Source organism: Hydrogenophaga intermedia, from assembly GCF_000723405.1.
GTDB classification, from domain to species: domain Bacteria; phylum Pseudomonadota; class Gammaproteobacteria; order Burkholderiales; family Burkholderiaceae_C; genus Hydrogenophaga; species Hydrogenophaga intermedia.
Window position 1 is genome coordinate 1 of the sequence record NZ_CCAE010000061.1, and the last position, 25735, is coordinate 25735.

At 68.7% G+C, this 25735-nt stretch carries 25 protein-coding genes and 1 other RNA gene; 16 read left to right on the forward strand and 10 right to left on the reverse strand.

From position 1 onward, the window contains the following. From ompA to ssrA, 4 genes are all read left to right on the forward strand, one after another. Positions 1 to 396: outer membrane protein OmpA (gene ompA / locus BN948_RS22130; protein WP_035623913.1), on the forward strand; the 396-nt coding region annotated here is incomplete at its 5' end. A 68-nt stretch (positions 397 to 464) separates the two neighbouring features. Further along, positions 465 to 1172, forward strand: coding sequence for a bifunctional 2-polyprenyl-6-hydroxyphenol methylase/3-demethylubiquinol 3-O-methyltransferase UbiG (gene ubiG / locus BN948_RS22135; RefSeq protein ID WP_009517684.1), 708 nt, complete (start codon positions 465 to 467; stop codon positions 1170 to 1172). A gap of 3 nt (positions 1173 to 1175) precedes the next feature. Then, complete coding sequence (locus BN948_RS22140) at positions 1176 to 1850, forward strand: HAD-IA family hydrolase (RefSeq protein ID WP_009517685.1); 675 nt, start codon at positions 1176 to 1178, stop codon at positions 1848 to 1850. A 14-nt stretch (positions 1851 to 1864) separates the two neighbouring features. Further along, positions 1865 to 2281: a transfer-messenger RNA gene (gene ssrA, locus BN948_RS26340) on the forward strand. On the opposite strand, the gene BN948_RS22145 is transcribed toward ssrA, so the two are convergent. The 3 genes from BN948_RS22145 to BN948_RS22155 form a co-directional block, all read right to left on the reverse strand. Continuing rightward, positions 2260 to 2907, reverse strand: coding sequence for a DUF2062 domain-containing protein (locus BN948_RS22145; RefSeq protein WP_051756295.1), 648 nt, complete (start codon positions 2905 to 2907; stop codon positions 2260 to 2262). The two genes, ssrA and BN948_RS22145, sit on opposite strands and share 22 nt — an antisense overlap. A 60-nt stretch (positions 2908 to 2967) precedes the next feature. Further along, positions 2968 to 3702 carry a DUF2726 domain-containing protein gene (locus BN948_RS22150; protein WP_009517705.1) on the reverse strand — a complete coding sequence of 245 codons (735 nt, stop codon included), beginning with the start codon at positions 3700 to 3702 and terminating at the stop codon, positions 2968 to 2970. 210 nt (positions 3703 to 3912) lie between these two features. Continuing rightward, positions 3913 to 4740 (reverse strand): alpha/beta fold hydrolase, encoded by an 828-nt coding sequence (locus tag BN948_RS22155; RefSeq protein WP_009517706.1) that lies wholly within the window; start codon positions 4738 to 4740, stop codon positions 3913 to 3915. Between the two features lie 52 nt (positions 4741 to 4792). On the opposite strand from BN948_RS22155, the gene BN948_RS22160 reads away from it, so the two are divergent. From BN948_RS22160 to ntrC, 6 genes are all read left to right on the forward strand, one after another. Beyond that, positions 4793 to 5683, forward strand: coding sequence for an EI24 domain-containing protein (locus BN948_RS22160; RefSeq protein ID WP_081922024.1), 891 nt, complete (start codon positions 4793 to 4795; stop codon positions 5681 to 5683). Further along, entirely contained in the window at positions 5680 to 6495 is an 816-nt protein-coding gene (locus tag BN948_RS22165) for a competence/damage-inducible protein A (protein ID WP_009517708.1), read from the forward strand. The genes BN948_RS22160 and BN948_RS22165 overlap by 4 nt, the downstream gene beginning before the upstream one ends. A 169-nt stretch (positions 6496 to 6664) precedes the next feature. Next, positions 6665 to 8080: a type I glutamate--ammonia ligase gene (glnA, locus tag BN948_RS22170; protein WP_009517709.1), complete on the forward strand. Its 1416-nt coding sequence runs from the start codon at positions 6665 to 6667 to the stop codon at positions 8078 to 8080. 175 nt (positions 8081 to 8255) lie between these two features. After that, a complete protein-coding gene (locus tag BN948_RS22175; RefSeq protein ID WP_035623919.1) occupies positions 8256 to 8741 on the forward strand; it encodes a hypothetical protein in 486 nt (161 codons plus the stop codon). A gap of 36 nt (positions 8742 to 8777) precedes the next feature. Beyond that, positions 8778 to 9911, forward strand: coding sequence for a nitrogen regulation protein NR(II) (gene glnL / locus BN948_RS22180; protein WP_009517711.1), 1134 nt, complete (start codon positions 8778 to 8780; stop codon positions 9909 to 9911). A gap of 43 nt (positions 9912 to 9954) precedes the next feature. Continuing rightward, positions 9955 to 11502: a nitrogen regulation protein NR(I) gene (gene ntrC / locus BN948_RS22185; RefSeq protein WP_009517712.1), complete on the forward strand. Its 1548-nt coding sequence runs from the start codon at positions 9955 to 9957 to the stop codon at positions 11500 to 11502. Between the two features lie 6 nt (positions 11503 to 11508). On the opposite strand, the gene xth is transcribed toward ntrC, so the two are convergent. After that, complete coding sequence (gene xth / locus BN948_RS22190) at positions 11509 to 12288, reverse strand: exodeoxyribonuclease III (RefSeq protein ID WP_009517713.1); 780 nt, start codon at positions 12286 to 12288, stop codon at positions 11509 to 11511. A gap of 138 nt (positions 12289 to 12426) precedes the next feature. On the opposite strand from xth, the gene BN948_RS22195 reads away from it, so the two are divergent. The 4 genes from BN948_RS22195 to BN948_RS22210 all read left to right on the forward strand — a co-directional run bounded on the left by BN948_RS22195 (position 12427) and on the right by BN948_RS22210 (position 17810). Next, a complete protein-coding gene (locus BN948_RS22195) occupies positions 12427 to 12930 on the forward strand; it encodes a sigma-70 family RNA polymerase sigma factor (protein WP_009517714.1) in 504 nt (167 codons plus the stop codon). Positions 12931 to 12937: 7 nt separating this feature from the next. Continuing rightward, the gene (locus tag BN948_RS22200; protein WP_009517715.1) at positions 12938 to 13906 is read left to right on the forward strand and encodes a FecR domain-containing protein; all 969 of its coding nucleotides are present in this window, start codon (positions 12938 to 12940) and stop codon (positions 13904 to 13906) included. Positions 13907 to 14040: 134 nt separating this feature from the next. Continuing rightward, positions 14041 to 16557, forward strand: coding sequence for a TonB-dependent receptor (locus BN948_RS22205; protein ID WP_009517716.1), 2517 nt, complete (start codon positions 14041 to 14043; stop codon positions 16555 to 16557). 2 nt (positions 16558 to 16559) lie between these two features. Further along, positions 16560 to 17810, forward strand: a complete 1251-nt coding sequence (locus BN948_RS22210) for a PepSY-associated TM helix domain-containing protein (protein ID WP_009517717.1) — start codon at positions 16560 to 16562, stop codon at positions 17808 to 17810. A 19-nt stretch (positions 17811 to 17829) separates the two neighbouring features. On the opposite strand, the gene BN948_RS22215 is transcribed toward BN948_RS22210, so the two are convergent. The 5 genes from BN948_RS22215 to BN948_RS22235 form a co-directional block, all read right to left on the reverse strand. Continuing rightward, complete coding sequence (locus BN948_RS22215; protein WP_009517718.1) at positions 17830 to 18321, reverse strand: dihydrofolate reductase; 492 nt, start codon at positions 18319 to 18321, stop codon at positions 17830 to 17832. 5 nt (positions 18322 to 18326) lie between these two features. Next, entirely contained in the window at positions 18327 to 19142 is an 816-nt protein-coding gene (locus tag BN948_RS22220) for a thymidylate synthase (RefSeq protein ID WP_009517719.1), read from the reverse strand. A gap of 65 nt (positions 19143 to 19207) precedes the next feature. Then, positions 19208 to 20092 (reverse strand): lytic transglycosylase domain-containing protein, encoded by an 885-nt coding sequence (locus BN948_RS22225; RefSeq protein ID WP_236953922.1) that lies wholly within the window; start codon positions 20090 to 20092, stop codon positions 19208 to 19210. 107 nt (positions 20093 to 20199) lie between these two features. Continuing rightward, positions 20200 to 21618 carry an FAD-binding oxidoreductase gene (locus BN948_RS22230; RefSeq protein ID WP_009517721.1) on the reverse strand — a complete coding sequence of 473 codons (1419 nt, stop codon included), beginning with the start codon at positions 21616 to 21618 and terminating at the stop codon, positions 20200 to 20202. Next, entirely contained in the window at positions 21615 to 22061 is a 447-nt protein-coding gene (locus BN948_RS22235) for a DUF2069 domain-containing protein (protein ID WP_009517722.1), read from the reverse strand. The genes BN948_RS22230 and BN948_RS22235 overlap by 4 nt, the downstream gene beginning before the upstream one ends. Before the next feature lie 38 nt (positions 22062 to 22099). Between BN948_RS22235 and BN948_RS22240 the strand changes: the two genes are divergently transcribed. Beyond that, positions 22100 to 23341, forward strand: coding sequence for a YihY family inner membrane protein (locus BN948_RS22240; RefSeq protein WP_009517723.1), 1242 nt, complete (start codon positions 22100 to 22102; stop codon positions 23339 to 23341). A 7-nt stretch (positions 23342 to 23348) separates the two neighbouring features. Here the strand turns inward: BN948_RS22240 and BN948_RS22245 are convergent, their stop codons facing one another. Next, positions 23349 to 24626 carry a cytochrome P450 gene (locus BN948_RS22245; RefSeq protein WP_009517724.1) on the reverse strand — a complete coding sequence of 426 codons (1278 nt, stop codon included), beginning with the start codon at positions 24624 to 24626 and terminating at the stop codon, positions 23349 to 23351. 94 nt (positions 24627 to 24720) lie between these two features. Between BN948_RS22245 and BN948_RS22250 the strand changes: the two genes are divergently transcribed. Next, positions 24721 to 25635, forward strand: a complete 915-nt coding sequence (locus BN948_RS22250; RefSeq protein ID WP_009517725.1) for a LysR family transcriptional regulator — start codon at positions 24721 to 24723, stop codon at positions 25633 to 25635. Positions 25636 to 25735 lie beyond the last annotated feature (100 nt).

The following is a 25735-nucleotide window of genomic DNA, read 5'->3' on the forward strand; positions in this document are numbered from 1 at the left end:
GCCCCGGCCCCGGCCCCCGCCGCTGCTCCGGTTGCTGCCGCCACCAAGGTCACGTACGCCGCCGATGCTTTCTTCGATTTCGACAAGGCCGTGCTCAAGCCTGAAGGCCGCGCCAAGCTGGACGACCTGGCTGGCAAGGTTCAAGGCATCAACCTCGAAGTGGTGATCGCTGTTGGTCACACGGACTCGACCGGTGCCGCTGCCTACAACCAGGCCCTGTCGGTGCGCCGCGCCGAAGCCGTCAAGGCTTACCTGGTGAGCAAGGGCATTGAAAGCAACCGCATCTACACCGAAGGCAAGGGTCTGACCCAGCCGGTGGCCGACAACGCCACCCGCGAAGGTCGCTCGAAGAACCGTCGCGTGGAAGTCGAAGTGGTCGGCACCCGCAAGAACTGATCATCTCGGTTTCACTCAAAGAACCGCGCTTCGGCGCGGTTTTTTGTTGTCTTCTTGATAATCGCCCAATGACTGCGCAAATCAATGCCGATCCGGCCGAGCTGGCCAAGTTTTCCGATCTCGCACATCGCTGGTGGGACCCCGATGGCGAATTCCGTCCCCTGCATCAGATCAATCCGTTGCGAATGGCATGGATCGACGGGATTGCCGGCCTGACGGGCAAACGGGTGCTCGATGTTGGCTGTGGCGGTGGTGTTCTCTCGGACGGTATGGCGCGGCTGGGTGCCGATGTGCTCGGCATCGATCTCGCCTCGAAGGCACTGCGCGTGGCCCAGTTGCACGCGCTGGAGGCGGGTACCACGGGCGTGCGCTACCAGGAGATCAGCGTGGAGGAGTTGGCGCGCGAAGAGCCCGAAGGGTTCGACGTGGTGACCTGCATGGAAATGCTGGAGCACGTGCCCGATCCTTCGTCCGTGGTCCGCGCCTGTGCCGCTCTGGTCAAGCCGGGCGGCCATGTCTTCTTTTCCACGCTCAACCGCAACTCCAAGGCCTTCCTGTTCGCCATTCTGGGTGCCGAGTACGTGCTGGGCCTGTTGCCCCGCGGCACGCATGAGTACGCCCGCTTCATCCGGCCGAGCGAACTCGCGGCCCATTGCCGCGCCGCGGGGCTGGACCTGCAGCACACACGCGGCATGGAATACAACCCGCTCACGCGGCGCTACTGGCTCAGCAGCGACACCAGCGTGAACTACCTGTTCGGCACGCGGAAGGTCTGAGCCGTGGAGCGGCGTTTCAGCGGCTTGCAGGCCGTTCTGTTTGACCTCGACGGCACGCTGCTCGACAGCGCGCCCGATCTTGGCGGTGCGGCCGAGAGCCTGCGTCTGGCGCGCGGCTTGCCCCCTTTGCCGTTGGAGTTGTACCGTGCGCAAGCCGGCTCGGGCGCGCGCGGCATGCTGCGGGTGGCCTTCGACATGGCGCCTGACCACGAAGACTATGCCGCTCTGCGCGAAGCATTCATCGATGCGTACGAGGCGCGCATGCTGGAGCTCACGCTCCCCTTCGACGGGGTGCCGGCCTTGGTGGATGCATTGAACGGTTCGCGCATGCCCTGGGGCGTGGTGACGAACAAGGCCGAGCGCCTCACGCATCCGCTCGCGCGCGCCTTGACGCTCTTCGATTCCGCAGGCGCCATCGTCTGTGGCGACACCACGCCCCACCCGAAGCCCCATCCCGCGCCCTTGTTGGAGGCGGCCAGGCGGCTGCGTGTGGACCCCGCGCGCTGCTTGTACGTGGGGGACGATGAGCGCGACATCCAGGCAGGACGCGCTGCGGGCATGCGCACGGTGGCCGCGCGCTACGGCTACCTTGGTCCCGGGGCCGATGTCGCGAGCTGGGGGGCGGATGCTCTGATCAATGCGCCGCTGGACGTCTTGAATCTCATCGATCTGCCCTAAAATCGAGTGTTCCTGGGGCTGCACCGGTTTCGACGTGGGTTCGGACGCGCAGCAGGGCATGCCGAGGTTCTGTCACCTCGTAAATCCGCAGAAACAAACCAACTGCCAATACTGAAGCAGCAAACGCTCCCGTCTACAAAGAGGCTCTGGCCGCTTAAGACGAGCGTACTCGGGGCCTAACCTCCCCGATCCTTGCAACAGCTCGTCGATGGGCTGTGCCGAAGGCCGCAAGGCCTGAAGCAGCAAGGTCATTCACATCGACTGGTCCCGCGCCGGGCAGCTTGGCGCGGGATGAGATCCAAGGCTGCTGGCTGACCGGGTAGCGTGCCACTGCGCGATCCGGCTGGTGAGATTCAAAACAGATGGCTACGCATGTAGAACTGTTCGAAGAAGGCTTGCGGACGGGGGTTCAATTCCCCCCAGCTCCACCATTTTTTCCATCGGCGGGCGCGGGGCCCGCCGATGTTCTCTGTGCCAGGCGCCGACGGCGATTCCAGCGCACGCGCAGGCGCCACAAGGCGTCGGTCAGCACATACACCGCCAGGCCGCAGGCGATGGCCAGAATGACCAGACCCGTGAACAGCGGTTTGCCGACGCGGCCGATCTGCGCCAGCCAGTGCCGCAGGCGTTCGACGAGACTGAGTGACGCGGGCGCTTCTTCGGGGGTGGAGGTCAGTTCCTCCACCAGACGATCCTCGTCCAGGGCTTGTCCATGGGGCGCAGCGTCCTCTCCCAGGACCACTTTGCCGAGCCGGTACGCCGCGTAGTAAACCGGCCCGAAAGTGACTGGGTTGGTGACGAAGGTGCTCGCCATCGCCGCTGGCAGGTTGGCGCGCAACACCACCGCCGCGACGCCCGCCGCGGGCATCTGGGCGATCGGGATCAGCAAGCCGAAGAACACGCCCAGCGCCACTCCCATGGCCACGCCTTTGCGGCTGAGGTGCCACAGGCGGGGGTGGGACATGAAAGGCGCCAGCCAGCGCAGCCAGCGCTGGCTGCGGATCGTGTCAGGGGAGGGCAGCCAGGCTTTGAGCCGCTGCAGGAGGCCTTGGGTCACGGGACGGGCAAATCCGGGAATTGTCTCTCCGGCAGACCCGGGATCCGGTCCCGAGTTCGCTCAGAGCAGGTCGCCCTTGCGGCTGTCCAGCGGCATCAGGAACGAGTTGTTGTCCTGCCACTGCGAGTGGTAGTCGCTGCTGCGCGCGTCGGGCGCGCTGTTGGGCCAACTGGACAGCGGGTTGAAGTCGCTGTGCGATCGGGTGCTGCGCTGGCGGTTAAGGGCGCTTCGCAAGTTGCTCTGAGCGGCAATGATGGCGCGCTCTTCCATCTCGCGTTCGCGCATGGCGCGGTTGAGTTCGGATTCACCCAGGAACTCGGCGCGAATCTCGGCCACGGTGGGCAGGCTGTTGGAGCGCACTACCCAATAGGGCAGGCCGATCTGGCTGAGCAGCGAGTGCTTGAGGGCGCGGGTGCTGCGGGGAATGCCCGCCGGGCCCGGCACGTCGAGGCAGCCGATGACGCGCCCGTCGGATTTGCACACGGTGAAGGTGCAGTACACGCCACCCAGCAGTCGGTACCACTCCATGCCTTCTTCGCGCTGGCGGGGCAGCGTGAAGCGCGTCACCGGCAGCTTGATCATGACGTGGTGGTCATAAAAGGCGCGCGACAACCAGTGCCACACGCGAGCCTCCTCACTGTTGGCCAAGGGGCGACCCGCCAGAGGCCAGTGCTTGGGCAGGCGGCGCTTCTGCCGCGCTTGCCGCTCTGCCCAGAACCGATGCAGCAACGCGCCCACGGCCAGCAGGGCGGGCACGAGAGCGGCGATCAGCCAGGGATGGGTCCAGATGCTCATGCGGTCGGGAAGTGCGTGACCAAGATGTATCAAAGTGTATAGATTCGGTCGGGCTGCCGTCTGCACGTCCTGACCAAAGCGTGACGGCCCGTGATTTCGTTGGGGATTTGGGTGCCCGTCTGTGGCCCGCAGGCCGCGACCGGCATACGGCGTGCCCGATTGTGCGGGGGCGGGCGGGAGCGTCTGTCCATCAGATGAGGTAGCCCGGGCTCATGTCGTGATGGAAGACCGGAACCAGCGATCGAGTGCCTCGGTGATTTCGTGTGGTTTGTCACGGTGCGGGCTGTGCCCGCAGTCGTTCAGGGTCAGTATGTCGGCGTGCGGCACTTGTTCCCGCACACGGTGTAACTGTTGCAGCGTGCCGTATTCGTCCTGCTCGCCTTGCACCAGCAGCAGCGGGGCGCGGATGTCGGCGCAGGCGCCCAGGATGTCGAAGTCGCGGAAGGCCGGGCTGAGCCAGATGTCGTTCCATTGCCAGAAGGCGTTGTCCACGTCGCGGTGGTACCGGGCCAGACGCTGTCGCAAGCCACGCGGGTCGTCGTGCGTGGCCAGGTACTGGTCGCGCGCCTGGGCGATGGAACGGATCGACACATCCTCGACGAAAGCATGTGGGGCGATGGCCACGCAGCCTGCCACGGGATGCCGGCTCGCGTGGAGCAGGGCGATGGTGGCGCCATCGGAGTGGCCTACGAGCACCGGCTCGCGGATATCCAGCCGGGACAACAGCAGCGGTAGCACCTCGAAAGCCTCGCGGTGCATGTAGTCGGGTTCGTGGCGCCCGATGTGCCAGAAGCCTGCCTGACGCGGTGCGCCGCGCACATCGGTCACGGGGTCGGACTGGCCGTAGCCGCGACGCGAGAACAGCCAGCCGGCGCGTCCACTGGCCTGACACAGCGCTTCGGGCCAGAAGAGGCCCCGTTGGGTCCACATGGCCACGCTGCCCAGACCTTCGTGCAGGAAAACCAGAGGGGCGAGGGCGGGATTGCCGGGAATCTGCGCGACTTCCAGCCGCACACCATGAACATCGATGCGATCCATGGGCGACATCCTAGCGGCCGGGTTGCCGGCGCTTGCGGGTATTCTTCGCGCCATGCGAGCGATGTTCGATGCTTTCTGGCGCGCGGTGGCTTACTGCATGCACCCGCGCGTGATCGCGCTGTCCTTCCTGCCTCTGGTGCTGATGGTGGCGCTGTCCTTCGCCCTGGGCTATTTCTTCTGGGATGGCGCGGTCGCCTCCGTGATGGCCTGGTTCGAGGCCTTCCATCTCGTGCAAGCATTTCTTGGCTGGCTCGAGGGCCTGGGCCTGGGCTCGCTGCGCGCCGTGTTCGCGCCCCTGATCGTGCTGGTGCTCGCCACGCCGGTCATTGTGCTGCTGTGCCTGCTGCTGGTGGCGGCGTTCATGACGCCGGCCATGGTCGATCTGGTGGGCCAGCGCCGCTTTCCGCAATTGGACAAGCGGCGCGGCGGCTCCTTCATCGTGAGCGTGTTGTGGTCGCTGGGCTCCACGCTGCTGGCGGTGGTGGTGCTGGTGCTGTCCATGCCGCTGTGGCTGGTGCCGCCCCTGGTGCTCATCCTGCCGCCGCTGATCTGGGGTTGGCTCACCTACCGCGTGTTCGCCTTCGATGCCCTGGCCACGCACGCCAGCGCCGACGAGCGCCGCCAGATCATGCGGGATCACCGCAGCACCCTGCTGGCGATGGGCGTGCTGTGCGGATACCTGGGCGCCGCGCCCAGCCTCCTGTGGGCCTCCGGCGCGATGTTCATTGCCCTGGCGCCGTTGCTGGTGCCAGTGGCAATCTGGGTCTACACCCTGGTGTTCGCGTTCGCCTCGCTGTGGTTTGCGCACTATGCGCTGGCGGTGCTGGAACGCATGCGCGCCGTGGTGCCGGTTGAGGTGCTCCCGGCTGAGCCCACGCTGCATCCGCCGACCCCGCCCGCTCCCGATCCGTTGCCCCTGCCACCCACCTCGCCCGCGCCATGAGCACCGGTTTCGGGTTGATCATCGTCGGCGACGAGATCCTGTCGGGCAAACGGCAGGACAAGCACCTGCCCAAGGTGGCCGAGCTGCTGGCCGAGCGCGGGCTGTCGCTGTCCTGGGCTCAGGTGGTGGGCGACGACCGCTCGCGCATCACCGCCACCCTGCAGGCGGCATTTGCCGGCAGCGAGCCGGTGTTCTGCTGCGGCGGCATTGGCGCCACGCCCGACGACCACACCCGCCAGTGCGCGGCCGCTGCCCTGGGCGTCGAACTCGCCCTGCACCCCGAGGCCGCGCGGCTCATCGAAGAGCGCATGCGCGATGTGGCGGCCGAGCAGGGCGTGCCGTTCGAGCCTGAGCGCCCGGACAACGTGCACCGCTACAACATGGGCGTCTTCCCGGTGGGCGCCACACTCATTCCCAATCCCTACAACAAGATCCCTGGCTTCAGCTGCCGCGGGCCGGGTGGCGCCGACGTGCACTTCGTGCCCGGCTTTCCCGTGATGGCCTGGCCCATGCTGGCCTGGGTGCTCGACCAGCACTACGTCCACCTGCACCAGGAAGGCGCCTGGCGTGAGCACTCCGTGATCGTGATGGGCTCCATGGAGGCGACGCTGACGCCGCTGATGGAGCGGATCGAGGCCGCGCACGCGGTCAAGGTGTTCAGCCTGCCCAGTGTCGACCACCCTACTTATGGACGCCACATCGAGTTGGGCGTCAAGGGGGCGGCGGCGGCCGTCGAGGCGGCTTTCTCCGAATTGCTCGCCGGCCTTCGTGCGCAGGGTGCCGAGATGGGCCCCGAATTGGTGCGTCCATGAGATTCCTGAATGTGGTGCATGGTCGCACCAGAATGGTGCGTATCGGGCCGCAGAGGCCGTGCCAAGGCGGTGCGCGCAGGCCGCCAGCCAGTGGTGCATGGCATGGAAACTGCATGCCACTTCCCCGTATTACTTTTTCAACCCACCCTTCCAGACACAGGAGCAATTGATGGCCAAGACCGTCGCAGACGTGATGCAAATGGTGAAGGACAACGAAGTCAAATTCGTCGACTTCCGTTTCACCGACACCCGAGGCAAGGAGCAACACGTCACCGTGCCGATTTCGGCGTTCGGCGAGGACAAATTCACCTCGGGCCACGCCTTCGACGGCTCGTCCATCGCTGGCTGGAAGGGCATCGAGGCCTCGGACATGCAGCTCATGCCCGACCCGAACACCGCCAACATCGACCCCTTCTTCGAAGAAACCACGCTGTTCCTGCAGTGCGACGTGGTGGAGCCCAGCGACGGCAAGGCCTATGACCGCGACCCGCGCTCCATCGCCCGCCGCGCCGAGGCCTACCTCAAGGCGTCCGGCCTGGGTGACACCGCCTTCTTCGGACCGGAGCCCGAGTTCTTCATCTTCGACGGCGTGCGCTGGAGCAATGAGCCTGGCCGCGTCGGGTTCGAAATCGAAGAATACGAAGCCCCCTGGAACAGTGGCGCCAAGCTCGAAGGCGGCAACCGCGGCCACCGCCCCACCGTCAAGGGCGGCTACTTTCCCGTGCCCCCGGTCGACAGCACGCAGGACATGCGCGCCGAGATGTCCCTGATCCTCGAATCGCTGGGCATTCCTGTCGAGGTGTTCCACCACGAAGTGGCGGGCGCCGGCCAGAACGAGATCGGCACCAAGTTCAGCACGCTCGTCGAGCGCGCCGACTGGACGCAGGTGCTCAAGTACGTGGTGTGGAACGTGGCCAACGCCTACGGCAAGACCGCGACCTTCATGCCCAAGCCCTACGCCGGTGACAACGGCTCGGGCATGCACGTGCACCAGTCCATCTGGAAAGACGGCAAGAACCTGTTCGCCGGTGACGGCTACGCCGGCCTGAGCGACTTCGCGCTGTTCTACATCGGCGGCATCATCAAGCACGCCCGTGCGCTCAACGCCATCACCAACCCCGGCACCAACAGCTACAAGCGCCTGGTGCCCGGTTTCGAGGCTCCGGTGAAGCTGGCCTACAGCTCGCGCAACCGCTCGGCCTCCATCCGCATCCCGTACGTGGCCAACCCCAAGGGCCGCCGCATCGAGGCGCGTTTCCCCGATCCTTCGGCCAACCCGTACCTGGCCTTCTCGGCTCTGATGATGGCCGGCCTGGACGGCGTGGAGAACAAGATCCACCCGGGCGAAGCCGCCACCAAGGACCTGTACCACCTGCCACCCGAGGAGGACAAGTTGGTCCCCACCGTGTGCCACAGCCTGGACCAGGCCCTGGAGTACCTCGACAAGGACCGCGCGTTCCTGACGAAGGGCGGTGTGTTCACCGACTCCATGCTCGACGCCTACATCGAGCTCAAGATGGGCGAGGTGACCCGCTTCCGCATGGCGCCGCACCCGGTCGAGTACGACATGTACTACAGCCTGTGATCGCCGGCCCGCGCAGGCGGGCCTGCCCATACAGCAGGGACGGCTCCGGCCGTCCCTTTTTTTTGGGCGCACGTCGATGCGGGTGCGCCCTTGGCACTTTCGTCAGGCAATTGCGTCATACTGCCCCGCGCCGAACGTTGCTGGAGGTCCTGTGTCCGTGTCCCTGTTTCGCCCGATGCCCCGACTGCCGCTGATGCTGGCGGCCCTGATGGCCGCGCCGGCCCTGGCCCAGGACGCCATCTACCGCTGCGGCAACGAGTACACGAACAACCCCGCCGTGGCCAAGCAGCGGGGCTGCACGCCGCTGCAGGGCGGCAACGTCACCGTCATCGAGGGCACGCGCCCCAGCCCCGGCGCCGCACCACGCAGCAGCAGCGCCAGCAGCAACACCGCGCCGCGCGTGGACAGCGCCGCGCAACGCGCGCGCGATGCGGACGCCCGGGCCATCCTGGAGACCGAACTGCGCCGCGCCGAAGAACGGCTTGCCGAGGCGCAGAAAGCCTACGCCAACGGGGAACCCGAGAAGCAGGGCATCGAAGGGCGCAACCACCAGCGCTACCTCGACCGCGTGGCCGAACTCAAGGCCGCGGTCGGCCGGGCCGAGAACGACGTGGCCGGCATCCGGCGCGAGCTGCAGCGCCTGGGCCCCGCGGCCAACTGAGCGTTCCCGGGGCTGGCGCCGCCCAACTGCCGCACAATGGGCGGCTTGAAAAAGCCCGACGCCTCCTCCCTCTTCAACCTCGTTGCACGGCGCGGCGGCGCTCGCAAGGAGCCCGCGGTGAGCCCGCGTTTCCAGGCGCTCGACCTGCTGGCCACGCTGGTCGCGGTGGTCGATCACCAGGGCAAGGTGCTGTACGCCAATGCGGTGCTCGAAGACGCGCTGGGCATGTCCCGCCGCAGCATCACCGGCGCGAACCTGCAGGACTGTTTCACCGAACCCGTGCTGCTTGACAACGCGCTGCAAGGCGCGCGCGACAACGAGTTTGCGGCCCTGCGCTACGACGCCCACCTGCGCCGCCTCAACCACGACTCTTTACCGGTACACGTGGTGGTGGCCCAGAACGAGAACGCGGGTGAGGTGGTGGTGGAGATGCTGCCGCAGGAGCAGCAGACCCGCCAGGAGCGTGAGGCGCGCCTGCTCGATCAAGCGCAGGCCAACAAGGAGCTGATCCGCAACCTGGCGCACGAGATCAAGAACCCCCTGGGTGGCATTCGCGGCGCCGCGCAGTTGCTGCAGATGGAGCTGCAAGCCAAGGAGCTGATCGAGTACACGCAGGTCATCATCCACGAGGCCGACCGCCTGCAGTCGCTGGTCGATCGGCTGCTGGCGCCGCACCGTCGACCGCACGTCGTGGGCGACGTGAATATCCACGAGGTCTGCGAGCGCGTGCGCTCCCTCATCCTGGCCGAGTTCCCCAGGGGCCTGAAGGTGGTCCGCGATTACGACACCTCCATCCCCGAATTCCGCGGCGATCGTGAGCAATTGATACAGGCCGTGCTCAACATCACCCACAACGCGGCGCAGGCGCTGGCCGAGCGCATCGAGGCGGGCGACGCGCGCATCACCTTGCGCACGCGCGTGGGCCGCCAGCTCACTTTCGGCAAGCAGCGCTACCGGCTGGCACTGGAATTGCATGTCATCGACAACGGGCCCGGTGTGCCGGACTCGATCAAGGACCGCATCTTCTTCCCGCTGGTGTCGGGTCGCGACGGTGGCTCCGGACTGGGGCTTACGCTGGCGCAGACCTTCGTGCAGCAGCACCATGGCCTGATCGAGTGCGAGAGCGTGCCGGGGGAGACGGATTTCAAGATCCTGATCCCGCTGCCCTGACCGATTGCAACCACGCACGCGCGACTGAAGGGACCCCTGATACATGAAGCCGATCTGGATAGTGGATGACGACCAGTCCATCCGCTTCGTTCTCGAGAAGGCTTTGCTCCGCGAGAACCTGCCCACCCGCAGTTTCACGAGCGCGCCCGAGGTGCTCAAGGCGCTGAACGAGCCGAACGATGCCGACGGCCCGCAGATCCTGGTGAGCGACATCCGCATGCCCGGCGGTTCGGGGCTGGACTTGCTCGAGAAGGTCAAGGAACGCTTCCCCACGCTGCCCGTCATCATCATGACGGCCTTCTCCGATCTGGATAGCGCGGTTGCGGCCTTCCAGGGCGGCGCCTTCGAATACCTGCCCAAGCCCTTCGACCTGACCAAGGCGGTGGAGCTGATTCGCCGCGCGGTGGATGAAAGCCAGCGCGAGGAAGTGTCGGAAGAGCGGCTGAGCGCGGCGCCCGAGATGCTGGGCCAGGCCCCGGCCATGCAGGACGTGTTCCGCGCCATCGGCCGCCTCAGCCAGAGCCAAGTCACCGTGCTGATCACGGGTGAGTCGGGCTCGGGCAAGGAGCTGGTGGCGCGCGCGCTGCACAAGCACTCGCCGCGCGCGGACGGCCCCTTCGTCGCCATCAACACCGCGGCCATTCCGAAGGACCTGCTGGAAAGCGAGCTGTTCGGCCACGAGCGCGGCGCCTTCACCGGCGCGCAGACCATGCGCCGCGGCCGCTTCGAACAGGCCGACGGCGGCACGCTGTTTCTCGACGAAATCGGGGACATGCCCTTCGACCTGCAGACGCGCCTGCTGCGCGTGCTGTCCGACGGGCACTTCTACCGCGTGGGGGGCCACAGCGCCGTGCGCGCCAACGTGCGCGTCATCGCGGCCACGCACCAGAACCTCGAGCAGCGCGTGAAGGAAGGCGTGTTCCGCGAGGACCTCTTCCACCGCCTCAACGTGATCCGCCTGCGCCTGCCCGCGCTGCGCGAGCGCCGCGAAGACGTCCCCATGCTCACCCGCTTCTTCCTGCAGCAAAGCGCCAAACAGCTCGGTGTGGAGCCCAAGCGCATCGCCGAGTCCGCGCTCAAGTTGCTGGGCGGCTTCGACTTCCCCGGCAACGTGCGTCAGCTCGAAAACCTCTGCCACTGGCTGACCGTGATGGCGCCGGCGCAGGTGATCGAGGTGAAGGATCTGCCCCCCGAGGTGCTCAATGCCGTCGGTGCGTCCGGTGGGGCGAGCGAAACCGCCAGCGCGCCCGTGACGCCACGCCAGGCCGACCCCATGCCGCTGGCGGAGCCCCCCGCCGTGGCACCCATGGTGACGGCGGCGCCGCTTTCCGCACCGCCCCTGGCCTCACCGACGCTGCCGCCCTTGGAGATGACAGCCCCCGCCTGGGAGGCTGGCCTGCAGGCCGAAGCCATGGCCCTGCTGGAAACCGGCCGCACCGACGTGTGGGACGTGCTCACGCGCCGCTTTGAAACCCGGCTTATCCAGACCGCGCTGGCCAATACGCGCGGCCGCCGCATCGAAGCGGCCCACAAGCTGGGCATCGGGCGCAACACCATAACCCGCAAGATCCAGGAACTCGGGATGGAGTGAAGCGGCTCAGCCGCCCAGCGTCACCACCACCGGCGCGTGGTCGCTGGGCTGCGGGTTCTTGCGGGGCTGGCGGTCGATCTGGCAGGCCGTCACGGCGCCGCGCAGCGCCTCGCTCACCAGGATGTGGTCGATGCGCAGGCCGCGGTTCTTCTGGAAGCCGAGCATGCGGTAGTCCCACCACGAGTAGCTCTTTTCCGGCTGCTCGAACATCCGGTAGGCGTCCGTCAATCCGAGCTGCAGCAGCGCCTGGAAATGCTGGCGCTCTTCCACCGTGTGGTGGATCGTGTCCTTCAGGCCCACGGGGTCGAACGAGTCGCGGTCTTCGGGGGCGACGTTGAAGTCGCCCAGCAGCACCAGGCGCGGGTGCACCTTCAGCTCTTCCTGCAGCCAGCGGTGTAAGGCCTCCAGCCAGCGCATCTTGTAGGCGAACTTCTCGGTGCCCGGCGCCTGGCCGTTGACGAAGTAGCAGTTGACCAGGCGCAAGGGGCCGTCCGGCGTGTCCAGCGTTCCCGCGATCACGCGCGACTGGTCGTCGGTGTGCTGCGGGATGTTGCGCACCACGTCCGTGACGGGCGTGCGGCTGAGGATCGCCACACCGTTGTACGTCTTTTGCCCGAACACCGCCGCGTGGTAGCCGGCGTCCTTCAAGGCGTCGTACGGAAATTTCTCGTCGACCAACTTGAGTTCCTGCAGGCCGAGGGCGTCGACCGGGTTGGCGGCCAGCCAGTCCAGCACCTGGGGCAGGCGCACGGAGAGGGAGTTGATGTTCCAGGTGGCGAGTTTCATCGTGGTTCGCAGAGGGTGAAGGGGGTGCCGTGCCGCGCATTGTCCTTCCCGGCGGGTGCTGGCCGTGATGGAGGCGGATAGAATGAGAATTGTTCTCAATAAAGATCGCTCCCGAATCCTGCGGACAGGACATCTCCCATGCCGGCCGGCGACACGACCCTGAAGATCCACGCGCTCTACAGCGACCACCACGGGTGGCTGCATGGCTGGCTGCGCCGCCGCCTGGGCTGTGGCCACGACGCCGCGGACCTGGCGCACGACACCTTCGTGCGCCTGCTGGTGTCGGGGCGCACGCCCGAGCCCGAGCAGTCGCGCGCGCACCTGACGCAGATCGCCAAGGGCCTGGTGGTTGACCTGCACCGCCGGCGCTGTCTGGAGGTGGCCTATCTCGAGTCGCTGTCCTGCCTGCCCGAGCCGCTCGCTCCCTCGGCCGAACAGCGGGCGATCGTGATCGAGGAACTGCTGCGCATCGACGCAGCGCTGACCGGGCTGCCCGCGAAGGTGCGTGAGGTCTTCCTTCAGTCCCAGGTCGACGGACTGACCTATTCGCAGATCGCCAACGCCATGGGCATCTCCTTCGCCACGGTGCGCAAGTACATGCTGCGTGCCGCGCAGGCGCTGCACCTGGCACTGGACACCTGAGCTGGCGATGAGATCCCCGTCCCCGCAAGCCGTGCTGCAACGCGCGCTGGAATGGCAGGTGACGCTGTGGTCCGGTGAAGTGCGCGACGACGAACTGACCGGCTTCGAGCGGTGGCTGGCTCAGGACCCAAGCCATGCCGAGGCCTGGGCACAGGTGCAGCAAACCGGGGGGCGCTTGCAGTCGCTCGGCCAGCCCGGGGCGGGTCAGGCCCTGCGCGCTGCCGGCGCCGCGCGCGAGTCCGCCTCGCGCCGCAAGCTGTTGCGCTCGCTCGGGGTGGTCGCAGGGGTGGGTGCGGTCGTCTACGCGGTCGGCGCGCGGCCTGATTGGCGATCGGTGGTGGCCGCGCACCGCACGGGCACGGGCGAGCGTCGCGAGATGGCCTTGCCCGATGGCACACGGCTTGTGCTCAACACCGCCAGCGCGATCGACCTGCGCTTCACGCCACACGCGCGCGACGTGCTGCTGCGCTCGGGCGAGGTGTTCATCGCTACGGCGGCGGATCCGTCAATGCGGCCCTTCACCGTGCACACGGACCAAGGTGCGGTGCGCGCCATCGGCACGCGCTTCACCGTGCGCCAGCTCGATGGCCGCTCGCTCGCGGCGGTGGAGCACGGCGCGGTGGAGATCCGGCCCGGTGCCGCTGGTGCGCCCGCGCTGCGGCTCGACGCCGGGCAGCGGGCCTGGTTCTCCGCGCAGGCAGTGGAGCGCGCCGTGGTCTCGGCCGCCACGGACTCGGCCTGGACGCGTGGCCTGCTCATCGCCGAGCGCCTGCGGCTGGAGGACTTTCTGGCCGAGCTGGGGCGCCACCGCCCCGGCACGCTGCGCTGCGACCCGGCCGTGCGCGACCTGATCGTCTCGGGCGTCTATCCGCTGGACGACACCGAACTGGCCCTGTCCACCCTGGCCTTGGCCCTGCCCGTGCGCGTGGACCGGGTCACGCGCTATTGGGTCACGGTGCGCGCGCGCTCACTTTGAACCGCCGCGACGGCCGCGCGCATTTTTTCTGCGTCAGCCGTAGCACTTTTTCCGTTTCGTTCGGGAAGCAGGGTGAGGCCTCGTGCAAACACGGGCAAGGGGCCGCCCACCGCCACCCTCACCCAAGGAAACCCATGCAACCGCGCCGCGCCCGTCACCCTCGTCATCGTTTGCCCCAAGGCTTCCTCCCATCGCCGCTGGCGCGTGCCGTCGTGCTGGCCTGTCTGACGGCCACGGCTTCGGCCCTGCCGAGCCTGAGCGTGGCCCAGTCCGTGGCGGGCGAGCACGCTGTTGCGCGCCACGACATTCCAGCGGGCACGCTGGACCAGGCCCTGAACGCCTTCGCGGCCCGGGCGGGCATCACACTGTCCATCGACGGCGCTCTCACCGCCGGCAAGGCCAGCCGCGGGCTCGCGGGCAGCTACGGCGTGCGCGACGGCCTGGCCGCGCTGCTCGCCGGCTCCGGGCTGGAAGCGGTGCCGGGCGCGGGCGGCGGCTTCGTGCTGCGCGCTGCCCCGGCCCCGGCCCCGGCCACGCCGCCGGCCGCCGCATCGACCACGCTGCCCACCGTCACCGTGAGCGCGCGCGGTGACTTCCCGGACGCGCTGCCCCCCGCTTACGCCGGTGGGCAGGTGGCGCGTGGCGCCCGCCTGGGGTTGCTGGGCAATCGCGACGTGATGGACACCCCGTTCAATGTGTCCAGCTACACCAGCGAGCTGATCCAGAACCAGCAGCCCGCCACCATCGCCGACATCCTGGACAACGACCCCGCCGTGCGCATGAGCTCGCGCGGGCGCAACACCAGCGTCGGTGGCGGCGACAACTTCTTCCTGCGCGGCTTCGGCCTGGCCAACCGCGACATCTCGCTCAACGGCCTGTACGGCGTGCTGCCCTACGGCACGCTGTCGCTGGAAACTGTGGAGCGCATCGAGGTGCTCAAGGGCCCCGGCGCGCTGCTCACCGGCATGGCGCCCAGCGGCGGCGTCGGCGGCGCCGTCAACGTGGTGCCCAAGCGCGCCACCGACGCGCCCATCACCCGGTTCACCGCCAGCTACGCCAGCGACTCGCAGTGGGGTGGCCACATCGACCTCGGCCGCCGCTGGGGCGACCAGAACCAGTTCGGCGTGCGCATCAACGGCGTCTACCGCGACGGCGACGCCGCCACCTCGGGCCAGTCGGCCCGGCTCACGGCGGGCGCCGTCGGGCTCGACTACCGGGGCGAGCGCCTGCGCGCCTCGCTGGACCTGGGTTACCAGTCGGACGACGTCACCGGCGCGGCCGTGGGCTACCGCCTGGCCCCGGCCCTCACCACCATCCCCGCCGCGCCCAAGGCCGGCGAACGCTTCGCCCAGTCGTGGGAGCGCCGCAAGTACACCGACGACTATCAGGTGGCGCAGGTGGAATACGACCTCTCCGACAGCTTGATGCTCTACGGCGCCGCCGGCGCGCGCGACCACCGCCACACCAACTACCGCACCGAATCGCGCATCCTCAACAGCGCGGGCAACCTCACCACCTCGGCGGTGAGTTACCCGGAATACTCCAGATCCAGCTCCTACCTGCTGGGCACGCGCCTCAAGTTCGACGCGCTGACCGCCCGCCACGAGCTGAACCTCGCCGCCTCGTCGATGGACATCGACGCCGGCTACGGCTACGCGCAGTGGGCTGGCGCCGCCTCCAATCTCTACAACCCTGCCGTGGTCGCCGACCCGATGGCCACCGGCGCTCCCTTCGCGGGCTTCTTCGATATGCGCCTGGCCTCCGACACGCGGTTGAGTTCGGTCGGCCTGTCGGACAGCATCTCCTGGCACGACGGCGCGGTGCAACTGATCCTCGGCCTGCGCCACCAGAAGGTCTCGGTCGACAACTACGCCGGCACGGCACCGGCGAACCCACGCATCAGCGGCTATGAGCGCTCCACCAACTCGCCGGCGCTGGGGCTGGTGGTCAAGCCCTGGGACCACACCTCCGTCTACGCCAACTACATCGAAGGCCTGAGCGCCGGCGTGACCGCGCCGCCCGACGCCGAGAACGCGGGCGAAGCCTTCCCGCCGGTCAAGACGAAGCAGAAGGAGCTTGGCATCAAGCGCGATTTCGGGCGGGTCATCGGCTCGCTGGCCTTGTTCGAGATCGAACAGCCCAACGCGATCACCGTGCCCGGCAGCACGCCCGCGACGCAGCGCTACGTGATGGACGGCGAGCAGCGCAACCGCGGCCTGGAGTTCAGCGCCTTTGGCGAGGTGGCGCGCGGCGTGCGCGTGCTGGGCGGCGTGACCTACCTGCAGGCCAAGCAGGTGCGCACCCAGGGAGGCGCCAACGACGGCAAGGACGCGATCGTCGCGCCGCGTTGGTTCGGCAACGCCGGCCTGGAGTGGGACACCGGTTTCCTGCCAGGCCTCACCCTGAGCACGCGCGTGCTGCTGACCGGCTCGCAGTACGTGAACGCGCAGAACACCTTGCGCCTGCCCGGTTGGGCGCGTTGGGACGTGGGCGCGCGTTATGCGCTGCAGGGGGTCGGGCGGCCCGTCACGCTGCGCGCGAACGTGCTCAACGTGGCCAACCGCGGCTACTGGGAAGGCAGCGCCGGCTCGGGCGGCATCGTGCTGTCGGCGCCGCGCACCGTTAACCTGTCGGCCACCATCGACTTCTGAGGATGCGCCTGCGTGCGGCGATCAACTGGCTGCATCGCTGGATCGGCCTGGTGGCGGCGGGCTTCCTGCTCGTCGCCGGCCTCTCGGGCGCACTGCTGGCCTGGTACGAAGAACTGGACGCCTGGTTCGCTCCCGGGTTGTTGACGGTGCCGCGGGCGTCGTCGCAACAGGTGCCTCAACAGGTGCCGCTGGATCCGGTCGTGCTGCGCGAGCGCGTGCAGGCGGCCTACCCCGACCGCTGGGTGAACCACCTGCCGCTGAGCCAGCCGCCGGGACGGGCGGCCGTGTTCTACGTGGTGCCCCGGCCCGGCGCCGCGGCGGATGCACCCGCGATGCTGCAGGTGCAGGTGAACCCGTTCACCGGCGACGTGCTGGGCGACCGCGTGACGGGCGAAGCGCGCTGGGGAGCGAAGCACGTGATGCCTTTCGTGTACCGGCTGCATCACTCGCTGGCGCTGGGCCTGTTCGGCACCGTGACCTTCGGGTTCGTCTCGGTGCTCTGGACGATCGACTGCTTCCTGGGCTTCTGGCTGACGCTGCCCGCCCGCGCGCGTGAGGCCCGCGCATCGGCACCCGCCGTGGCGCCGCGGCCTTCCTGGTGGCGGCGCTGGTGGCCCGCGTGGTGGGTGCGCTGGAGCGCGGGCGGCCACAAGCGCGTGTTGGACCTGCATCGCGCGGGCGGGCTGTGGCTATGGGCCATGCTCTTCGTCTTCGCCTGGAGCAGCGTGGCCTTCAACCTCACGCCGGCTTATGACGCAGTGATGCGCCCCTGGCTGTCCTTTCAGCCCACCGCCAGGGCCGTGCCCGCGAGGGCCGCGCCGCAGCCCACGCCCGGCATGGACTGGGCCCGCGCCATCCGCACCGGCCGCGAACTGATGGCGCAGCAGGCGCGCGCGAACGGATTCCAGGTCGAGCGCGAAGACCTGCTCTTCTACGACGCGCGCAAAGCCCTGTTCAGCTACTACGTGCGCAGCAGCCGGGACGTGCGCGAGCGCGTCGGCCGTACCCTCGTCGCCTTCGACGCGAACACCGGCGAGCTGCGCACCGTGTGGCTGCCGACCGGCGCCGCCAGCGGCGACACCGTCACCAGCTGGATCGGCGGCCTGCACATGGCGGCGCTGTGGGGTTGGCCGTTCCAGGCCTTCGTCATGCTCGCCGGCCTGGGGGTGGCCTTGCTCAGCGTCACGGGTGTTCTGATCTGGAAGAAGAAAGCCGATGCCCGCCGGGCGGGGAGGCGGCTTCGCGGCGGTTGAGGCGCCGCGAGAAGGCGTGTTACCGCGCGCGCTCGTGGCCGACGAAAGCGAACGGCAGCCCGTTGACGGAGACGTGCGCTTCGCGCGAGGTCTCCGTCCATTCCGGGCCCAGCGCCGGCATGAAGGCGTCGCCCTCGAAATCGCGCGCGATCTCGGTCACCACCACGCGCTGCGCTTGCGGCAAGGCCTGTCGGTACACCTCGGCACCGCCGATCACCCAGACCTCGGCCGCGTCGGCGCACAGCGCCAATGCCTCGTCGATGGAGCCCGCGCGGCTCGCGCCCTCGGCCTGCCATTGCGGGTCGCGCGTGAGCACCACGTTGCGCCGCCCCGGCAGCGGCCGAAAGCGCGGCGGCAGCGAATCCCAGGTCTTGCGGCCCATCACCACCGGGCAACCCATGGTCTGGCGCTTGAAGTGCGCCATGTCCTCGGGCAGGTGCCAGGGCAGGGCGTTGTCCTTGCCGATCACGCCGTTGGCGGCGCGCGCGTAGATGAGGTTGAGCCGGGGCATGGCGATCAGACGGCCACCGGCGCCTTGATCACCGCGTGGTGCTGGTAGTCCAGGATCTCGAAGTCCTCGGGCTCGTAGTCGAAGATCGAGGCCGGGCGGCGCTTGATGCGCAGCGTCGGGTAGGGGAAGGGCGTGCGCGAGAGCTGCTCCTGCACCTGCTCGCGGTGGTTGCTGTAGATGTGGCAGTCGCCGCCCGTCCAGATGAACTCGCCCACCTTCAGGTCGCACTGCTGCGCGAGCATGTGCGTGAGCAGGGCGTAGCTGGCGATGTTGAAGGGCACGCCGAGGAAGATGTCGGCGCTGCGCTGGTAGAGCTGGCAGCTCAGCTTGCCGTCGGCCACGTAGAACTGGAAGAACGCGTGGCAGGGCATCAGCGCCATCTGGTTCAGGTCGGCCACGTTCCAGGCGCTCACGATGATGCGGCGCGAGTCCGGGTTGGTCTTGAGTTGCTTCACCACCTCGGCGATCTGGTCGATGTGGCGCCCGTCGGGCGCGGGCCAGTTGCGCCACTGCACGCCGTACACGGGGCCCAGGTCGCCGTCCTCGCGCGCCCATTCGTCCCAGATGGTGCAGCCGCGTTCCTGCAGCCACTTGACGTTGCTGTCGCCGCGCAGAAACCACAGCAGCTCCACGATGATGGCCTTGGTGAAGACCTTCTTGGTCGTCACCAGCGGGAAGCCCTCGTTCAGGTCGAAGCGCATCTGGTGCCCGAACACGCTGACGGTGCCGGTGCCGGTGCGGTCGGTCTTGGGCACACCCGTGGTGAACACGTGGCGCATGAAGTCTTCGTACTGGGAGCGGACGGGGCGGGGGGAGGTCATGGCGGTGGCGCGGGGAGCCGAAAAGAGATGGCGCCGGCATTGTGCACCGGCCCGCGCCGCCGCCTTCAGCGCCTGGCCGATACCGGCTGCAGCAGCAGGGGCGAAGGGGAGGTCAGCGCCGCGTCGAACGGGTGCTCGGTGAGCGCGTAGAAGCGCTGGATGCGGCGCACGTAGTCGCGCGTTTCGGCGAAGGGGGGAATGCCGCCGTGCCGGTCCACCGCGCCTTCGCCCGCGTTGTAGGCCGCCACGGCCAGCGGCACCTGGCCGCGGAAGTACGACAGCAGCCAGCGCAGGTAGGACATACCGCCGCGGATGTTCTGCTCGGCGTCGAACGGCTGGGTCACCGCGAAACGCGCCGCCGTCTCGGGGATGAGCTGCATCAGCCCCTGCGCGTTCTTGTCGGACACGGCGTGCACGTTGAAGTTGGACTCGGCGCGGATGACCGCGTAGACCAGACCGGGCTCCAGCCCGTAGCGCGGCGCGAGCTTGTACACGATCTTCATGATGCGTTGCTGCTCGGCCGTGTCCACGTGGGCGCGGTAGGCGGTGGACATCGCCAGCTTTTCTTCGGCCAGGCGCTTGTCCTCGGCCTGCGCGGCGGCGACGCGTGCTTCGCGCTCTTCCACCACGCGCACGCAGTCGGGCTTGTCGGCCGGCACGCCCAGGCGCTTGAACATGGCCTCGGCCTTGTCGTCGCCCAACAGCGCGGCGCGCGCGAACCAGTGGGCGGCCAGGCCGTCGCTGCGCGGCACGCCACGGCCGTTGGCGTGGATCCAGCCGAGGTTGTAGGCGGAGGCCGCGTCGCCCGCGAGCGCAGCCTGGCAATACAGGCCCATGGCCGCCACCGTGTCGCGGGGCACGCCCTCGCCATGCTCCAGGGCAATGGCCTGCTCGCGCCAGGCCTGGCGCTGGGCCACGTCGGCCGCCTGCGCGGCAATGGCGAAGAGCAAGCCGGCGAGCGTGCCAGCACCCCAACCCAGGACGCCGCGGAACCGGCTTTGCCGGGCCGCCGGCGTCGCCCCCTGGAGGGGGTCACGCGAAGCGTGGCGGGGGTGATTCATTTGAGTACCCGGCCGGGATTGAGGCGGTTGTGCGGATCGAGGGCTTGCTTGATGCGGCGCATCAGCGCGAGCGCGACCGGGTCCTTGAAGTGCGTGAGGTGCTCCGCCTTCAGGCTGCCCACGCCGTGCTCGGCGCTGATCGAGCCATCGTAGCGAGCCACCGTGTCGAACACCAGTTGGTTGACCCGCGTTTCCTCCATCTGGAGGAATTTTTTGGCATCTCCGCCGGCCGGCGCCTGGACGTTGTAATGGAGGTTGCCGTCGCCCAGGTGGCCGAAGTTGACCAGGCGCACGCCCGGAATCTCGCGCTGCAGCAAGGCGTCGGCCTCGTCGCAGAAGGCGGGGATGCGCGACACCGGGATGCTGATGTCGTGCTTGATGTTCAGGCCTTCCTGCGCCTGCGCCAGCGGGATGCTTTCGCGGATGTGCCACAGGGCATGGGCTTGCGCGATGGACTCGGCCACCACGGCGTCGCTTACCAGGCCCTGCTCGATGGCCGTCTCCAGCAGGCCCTCGAACTGCGCGCGCGCATGGTCCTCGCTTTCGCTGTCGCTGTTTTCCAGCAGAACGCAGTACGGAGAGTTCTGCCACAGCGGCACACGCAGCTGCGGCATGTGCCGGTCCACCAGCGAGAGTGCGAACTGTCCCATCACCTCGAAACCGGTGAGCCCGGCCGCCAGGCGCTGCTGCGCCAGGCCCAGCAGGTCCACCGCCGCCTGCAGCGTGGGCACCGCGGCCCAGGCCGTGAGCGTGGCCGCCGGTTGCGGATAGAGCTTGAGCGTGGCCGCCGTGATGACGCCCAGCGTGCCCTCGCTGCCCACGAAGAGGTCGCGCAGGTCGTAGCCCGTGTTGTCCTTGCGCAGGCCGGTGAGCCCGTTCCACACCTCACCCTGGGGCGTCACCACCTCCAGGCCCAGGCACAGCTCACGCGCGTTGCCGTAGCGCAGCACCTGCGTGCCGCCCGCGTTGGTGGCCAGGTTGCCGCCGATGGTGCAACTGCCCTCGGCGGCCAGGCTCAGCGGGAACAGCAGGCCCTCGGCCTCGGCCGCCTGCTGCACGGCCTGCAGCACGCAGCCGGCCTCCACGGTCATGGTCAGGTTGGCGCGGTCGATGGCGCGCACGGCGTTCAGGCGCTGCAGGCTCAGCACCACCTGCGTGCCGGAGTCGTCGGGCACCGAGCCCACCACCAGGCCGGTGTTGCCGCCCTGGGGCACCAGGCTCGCGCTGTGTGCCGCGCAGGCGCGCACCACGGCGGCCACTTCGGCGGTGCTGCCCGGGCGCACCACGGCCAGAGACCGGCCGTGGGCGCGCTGGCGCCAATCGCGCTCGTAAGCAGCCAGGTCGTGGGTGTCGCGGGTGAGCACCTGGGCGGCGCCCACGGCCTCGCGCAAGGCCAGCAGCAGGGCGGTGTTCATCGCTTGTCGGCCAGCGCGCGTGCTGCCGCCTCGTTGGCGGCGGCCACGTCGGCCGCCACAGCCTCGGGGCCGGCGGCGCGCAGGCGCAGGCGCACGTGCAGGGCGCAGGCCACGAACAGCAGCACGCACAGCAGGGTCTGCACGGCGGCCAGGGTGGTGGACATCGCACTTTCGCCGCTGGTGGCGCGCACCACGCCCTCGGTGAAGTACAGCCACACCAGCAGGCTCAGCCAGCGGTAGGTGTACATGCGGTTCTTGAGCAGGCCGGCCAGCGGCAGGGTCAGCGGCAACACCTTCAGGGCCCACCAGGAGCCGCCCTCGCGCAGCGGGGCGAGCCACAGTTCCCAGGCCAGGCCCAGCACGATCAGGCCGACGAGACAGGCCACCGCGAGGCGGCGGGTGAAGGCCACGCGCGAGGCCGTGGCGAAAGCAGGGGAAGACATGGCGGCCCGACGAAAAACGAGGCTGGCATGATACCGGGATGACCTTGTCCGAGCGGCTCGACACCCTGCGCGAACTGGCGCGCGACATCTGGAGCGCCGCGTTGCGTTTTCCGTGGCGCAACACGGCCATCACCCTGCGCGAGCGCTTCGGGGAAGACCGGCTCGGCATCACCGCCAGCAGCCTCACCTTCACCACCACCATCTCGCTAGTGCCCCTGTTCACGGTGGCGCTGGCCATCTTCAGCGCCTTTCCCATGTTCGACCGGCTGCAGCGCACCCTGCAGCGCAACCTGGTCGAAAGCCTGGTGCCCGAAAGCATTGCGCGCCCGGTGCTCATGTACCTCAACCAGTTCGCGGCCAAGGCCACGCAGATGGGCGGTGCCGGCGCATTGGCGCTGCTGATCACGGCGCTGGCGCTCATCCTCACCATCGACCGCAAGCTCAACGACATCTGGCGTGTGCGCCAGCCGCGCCCGGTGACGCAGCGCGTCCTGGTGTACTGGGCCGTGCTCACGCTGGGGCCGCTGCTGCTGACGGTCAGCACGGCGGCCACCACCTACGCCATCGGCAACGCGCGCAGCGTGGCCGCGCTGCCGCCGCCCTTGGGCTTGCTGCTCGACTCGGCGCAACTGATGCTGGTGACGGGCGGCCTGGCGGCGCTCTACCGCTACGTGCCCAACACGCGCGTTCGCTGGAGCCATGCCCTGGCCGGCGGCTTCTTCGCCGCCGTGGCGCTGGAGCTGGCCAAGGAACTGCTGGCCTGGTACCTCAAGCAGGTGCCCACCTTCTCCGTGCTGTACGGCACCTTCGCCACGGCGCCCATCCTGCTGGTGTGGATCTACCTGGCGTGGGTGATCGTGCTGCTGGGCGCGGTGATCGCGGCCTACCTGCCCAGCCTGCTGCGGGGCGTGGCGCGGCGCGGCGATTCGCCGGGCTGGAGCTTTCAGCTCGCGCTGGAGGTGCTGGCGCAGTTGAGCGCAGCGCGTGCCGATGCGCCGCGCGGACAAAGCCTGGAGGCGCTGGCGGCCTCGCTGCGCGTGGAGGCGCTGCAACTGGAGGAGCCCGTGGCCGCGCTGGTCGCTCTCGACTGGCTGGGGCGGCTGGACGAGGAGGGCGAGCGCTACGTGCTGCTCATCGACCCGGCGCAGACGGCGCTGGGGCCCTTGATGGAGCGCCTGCTGCTGGCGCGCCAGGGCCCGACAGCGCGGCTGTGGGACCAAAGCCGCTGGGCGGGAATGACGGTGGCGGAGGCGCTGCCGGAGCCGATGATGCTGCGCTGAGGCGCGCTCACCCCACCGAAAACGGCGCCGCCAGAAACCCCCGGAACCGCGCCCGCCCGCCGCGCGTGGGCGCGGCTGTCAGCCGATACCTCGGAAACCGCCGCAGGAAGCGGCCGATGGCGATGCGGCCCTCCAGCCGCGCCAGGCTCAGACCCGCGCACTGGTGGATGCCGAAGCCAAAGGCCAGGTGCTTGTTCGGTTCGCGCGCAATGTCCAGCGTCTCGGGGTTGGCGAACTGCGCCGGGTCGCGGTTGGCCGCGCCGATGCACAGCGTCACCAGCGTGCCCGCGGGCAGGTCCACACCGCCGATGCTCACGTCCTTCACCGCGCGGCGGTTGCCAAGCTGGTTCGACGACTCGTATCGCAGGAACTCGTCTACCGCGCGGTCGAGCACGGTCACCTCGTCGTCGCCGTCCATGCGATGCAACAGTTGCTCGCGCACCTCAGGGTGTTCCTGCAGCGCCACGAGCGCGTTGCCGATGAGGTTGGTGGTGGTCTCGTGCCCCGCGTTGAGCAGGAAGATGCAGTTCTGCAGCAGCTCCACTTCGCTGAGCTGCTCACCATCGGCCTCGCCCTGGATCAGGCGTGTGAGCACGTCGCGCTCGGGGTCGCCGGGGGTCACTCGCCGTGCCGCCACCAGGGTGCGCAGGTAGTCGCACATCTCGGTCACGGCGCGGTGGCCGCGCTCGGCCTGCGCGGGGGTGATGGTGGGCTCCAGCGCGCCCAGGATGGCCAGCGACCAGTCGCGCAGTGGCCCGCGCTCGGCGTGCGGCACACCCAGCAGGTTGCCGATGATCTCCACCGGAATCGCGGCGGCGAAGTCCTCGATCAGGTCGCCGCCTTCGTGCGCGGCGATGTGGTCGAGGAGCCGATCGACCAGCTCGACCAGGCCGGCCTCCATGTCGGCGATGGCGCGGCGCGTGAGCGCGCCCATGATCAGGCGGCGCACGCGCGTGTGCAGCGGCGGGTCGTTGAACACCAGGCTGGTGGTGTGGTGCTCGAACAGCGGCGTGCCGGCGCCGTACTTGGGCGCGAACTCCACGTGCTTGTCGGAACTGAACGAGGCCGCGTCGCGGTACACGGCGGCCAGGTCGGCCCAGCGCGTGAGGAAGACCGAACCGTCGGGCATGCGGCGCAGCGGGTCGTGTTCGCGCAGCGCGCGGTACACGGGGTAGGGGTTGGTGAAGAAGTCGGGTGGCAGGGCGCGCAGGTCGAAGGCCTGCGCGATGGCCTGGGCTCGGTCGGGCGCCATGGGGGGCGTGATGTCGTCTGGCGTGATGCTCATGCGCGCTGTCCGGTGAAGGGGAATGCCCGATTCTGCAATCTTTGTCGCGTGTCGATAATGGCCGGGGCCCGACCCGGAGATGGACCCTGATCACATGACGCTTCAGCAACTGCGCACCCTTCTGGCCATCGTCGAATTCGGCAGCTTCCGGCGAGCGGCCCGCGAACTGGACGTGTCGCAAGCGGGCCTGACGACCAGCATCCAGTCGCTGGAGCAGACGCTGAACCTGCGCCTATTCGTGCGGTCCACGCATGGCATCGCGCTGACGGCGGAAGGCCGGCAGATCTACGAGCGCGCGCAACTCATCGACCGCGAGGCCCGCCAGATACTCGTGGACGCCGAGCAGCTCCGCGGTTCGCGCGTCACCAACCTGAGCATCGGCCTGGGGCCCACGCCCACCGCGACCCTGCTGCACCTGGTGGTGCCCGATTTCCACAAGCGCTTTCCCGAGGTTCGCCTGAACCTGACCAGCGGGGTGTTCGAACACCTCGAATCGGCGCTGCAGCAGGGGCGGATCGAACTCGCGATCACCGCGACGCCGGAAGCGGGCGTAGCCTCCAACCTGGCCAGTGTCGAGTTGTTCAGTTCGGACCTGACGGTGGTCGCCCGCGAAGGCCACCCCCTGGCGGAGGCGGATTCGCTGGCCGCGCTGCTGAAGACGGAGTGGGTGCTGCTGGGTTCGCCCGGCGGGCCGGGTGGCAGTGTGGCGCGCTACTACCGCGAGCACGGCTTTCCCACGCCGCTCGTGGCCGCCACCTGCGAATCGATCACGCAGATGGTGGCGCTGGTGCGCGGCACGGACTGGATGGGCATGATCCCCGCCGTGATGATCGAGAAGGACCTGATGGGCAAGGGACTGGTGACCCTGAAGCTGCGCGAGGCGGTGCCCCGCTACGTCAACAGCGTGGTGCATCGCCGCGAACCCCAGCTCTCCTCCGCGGCCCAGGCCTTCGTGGCCATGAGCCGGTCCTGCGCACGCGTGCTGTCGCGTGGCAGCACGCGCCTGTGAGCGGCCCCGGGCGTTCGTCCCGGGGAGGCCCTCACTCCACCGCCTTGGTGATGTCCTCCACCACCTTCTTGGCGTCGCCGAAGACCATCATGGTCTTGTC

Coding starts and splice junctions, on each gene's coding strand:
- ubiG (WP_009517684.1), top strand. CDS start 465: ATGACTGCGCAAATCAATGCCGATCCGGCCGAGCTGGCCAAGTTTTCC.
- BN948_RS22150 (WP_009517705.1), bottom strand. CDS start 3,702: ATGAGCATCTGGACCCATCCCTGGCTGATCGCCGCTCTCGTGCCCGCC.
- BN948_RS22155 (WP_009517706.1), bottom strand. CDS start 4,740: ATGGATCGCATCGATGTTCATGGTGTGCGGCTGGAAGTCGCGCAGATT.
- BN948_RS22160 (WP_081922024.1), top strand. CDS start 4,793: ATGCGAGCGATGTTCGATGCTTTCTGGCGCGCGGTGGCTTACTGCATG.
- BN948_RS22165 (WP_009517708.1), top strand. CDS start 5,680: ATGAGCACCGGTTTCGGGTTGATCATCGTCGGCGACGAGATCCTGTCG.
- glnA (WP_009517709.1), top strand. CDS start 6,665: ATGGCCAAGACCGTCGCAGACGTGATGCAAATGGTGAAGGACAACGAA.
- BN948_RS22175 (WP_035623919.1), top strand. CDS start 8,256: ATGCCCCGACTGCCGCTGATGCTGGCGGCCCTGATGGCCGCGCCGGCC.
- glnL (WP_009517711.1), top strand. CDS start 8,778: ATGGGCGGCTTGAAAAAGCCCGACGCCTCCTCCCTCTTCAACCTCGTT.
- ntrC (WP_009517712.1), top strand. CDS start 9,955: ATGAAGCCGATCTGGATAGTGGATGACGACCAGTCCATCCGCTTCGTT.
- xth (WP_009517713.1), bottom strand. CDS start 12,288: ATGAAACTCGCCACCTGGAACATCAACTCCCTCTCCGTGCGCCTGCCC.
- BN948_RS22195 (WP_009517714.1), top strand. CDS start 12,427: ATGCCGGCCGGCGACACGACCCTGAAGATCCACGCGCTCTACAGCGAC.
- BN948_RS22200 (WP_009517715.1), top strand. CDS start 12,938: ATGAGATCCCCGTCCCCGCAAGCCGTGCTGCAACGCGCGCTGGAATGG.
- BN948_RS22205 (WP_009517716.1), top strand. CDS start 14,041: ATGCAACCGCGCCGCGCCCGTCACCCTCGTCATCGTTTGCCCCAAGGC.
- BN948_RS22210 (WP_009517717.1), top strand. CDS start 16,560: ATGCGCCTGCGTGCGGCGATCAACTGGCTGCATCGCTGGATCGGCCTG.
- BN948_RS22215 (WP_009517718.1), bottom strand. CDS start 18,321: ATGCCCCGGCTCAACCTCATCTACGCGCGCGCCGCCAACGGCGTGATC.
- BN948_RS22220 (WP_009517719.1), bottom strand. CDS start 19,142: ATGACCTCCCCCCGCCCCGTCCGCTCCCAGTACGAAGACTTCATGCGC.
- BN948_RS22230 (WP_009517721.1), bottom strand. CDS start 21,618: ATGAACACCGCCCTGCTGCTGGCCTTGCGCGAGGCCGTGGGCGCCGCC.
- BN948_RS22235 (WP_009517722.1), bottom strand. CDS start 22,061: ATGTCTTCCCCTGCTTTCGCCACGGCCTCGCGCGTGGCCTTCACCCGC.
- BN948_RS22240 (WP_009517723.1), top strand. CDS start 22,100: ATGACCTTGTCCGAGCGGCTCGACACCCTGCGCGAACTGGCGCGCGAC.
- BN948_RS22245 (WP_009517724.1), bottom strand. CDS start 24,626: ATGAGCATCACGCCAGACGACATCACGCCCCCCATGGCGCCCGACCGA.
- BN948_RS22250 (WP_009517725.1), top strand. CDS start 24,721: ATGACGCTTCAGCAACTGCGCACCCTTCTGGCCATCGTCGAATTCGGC.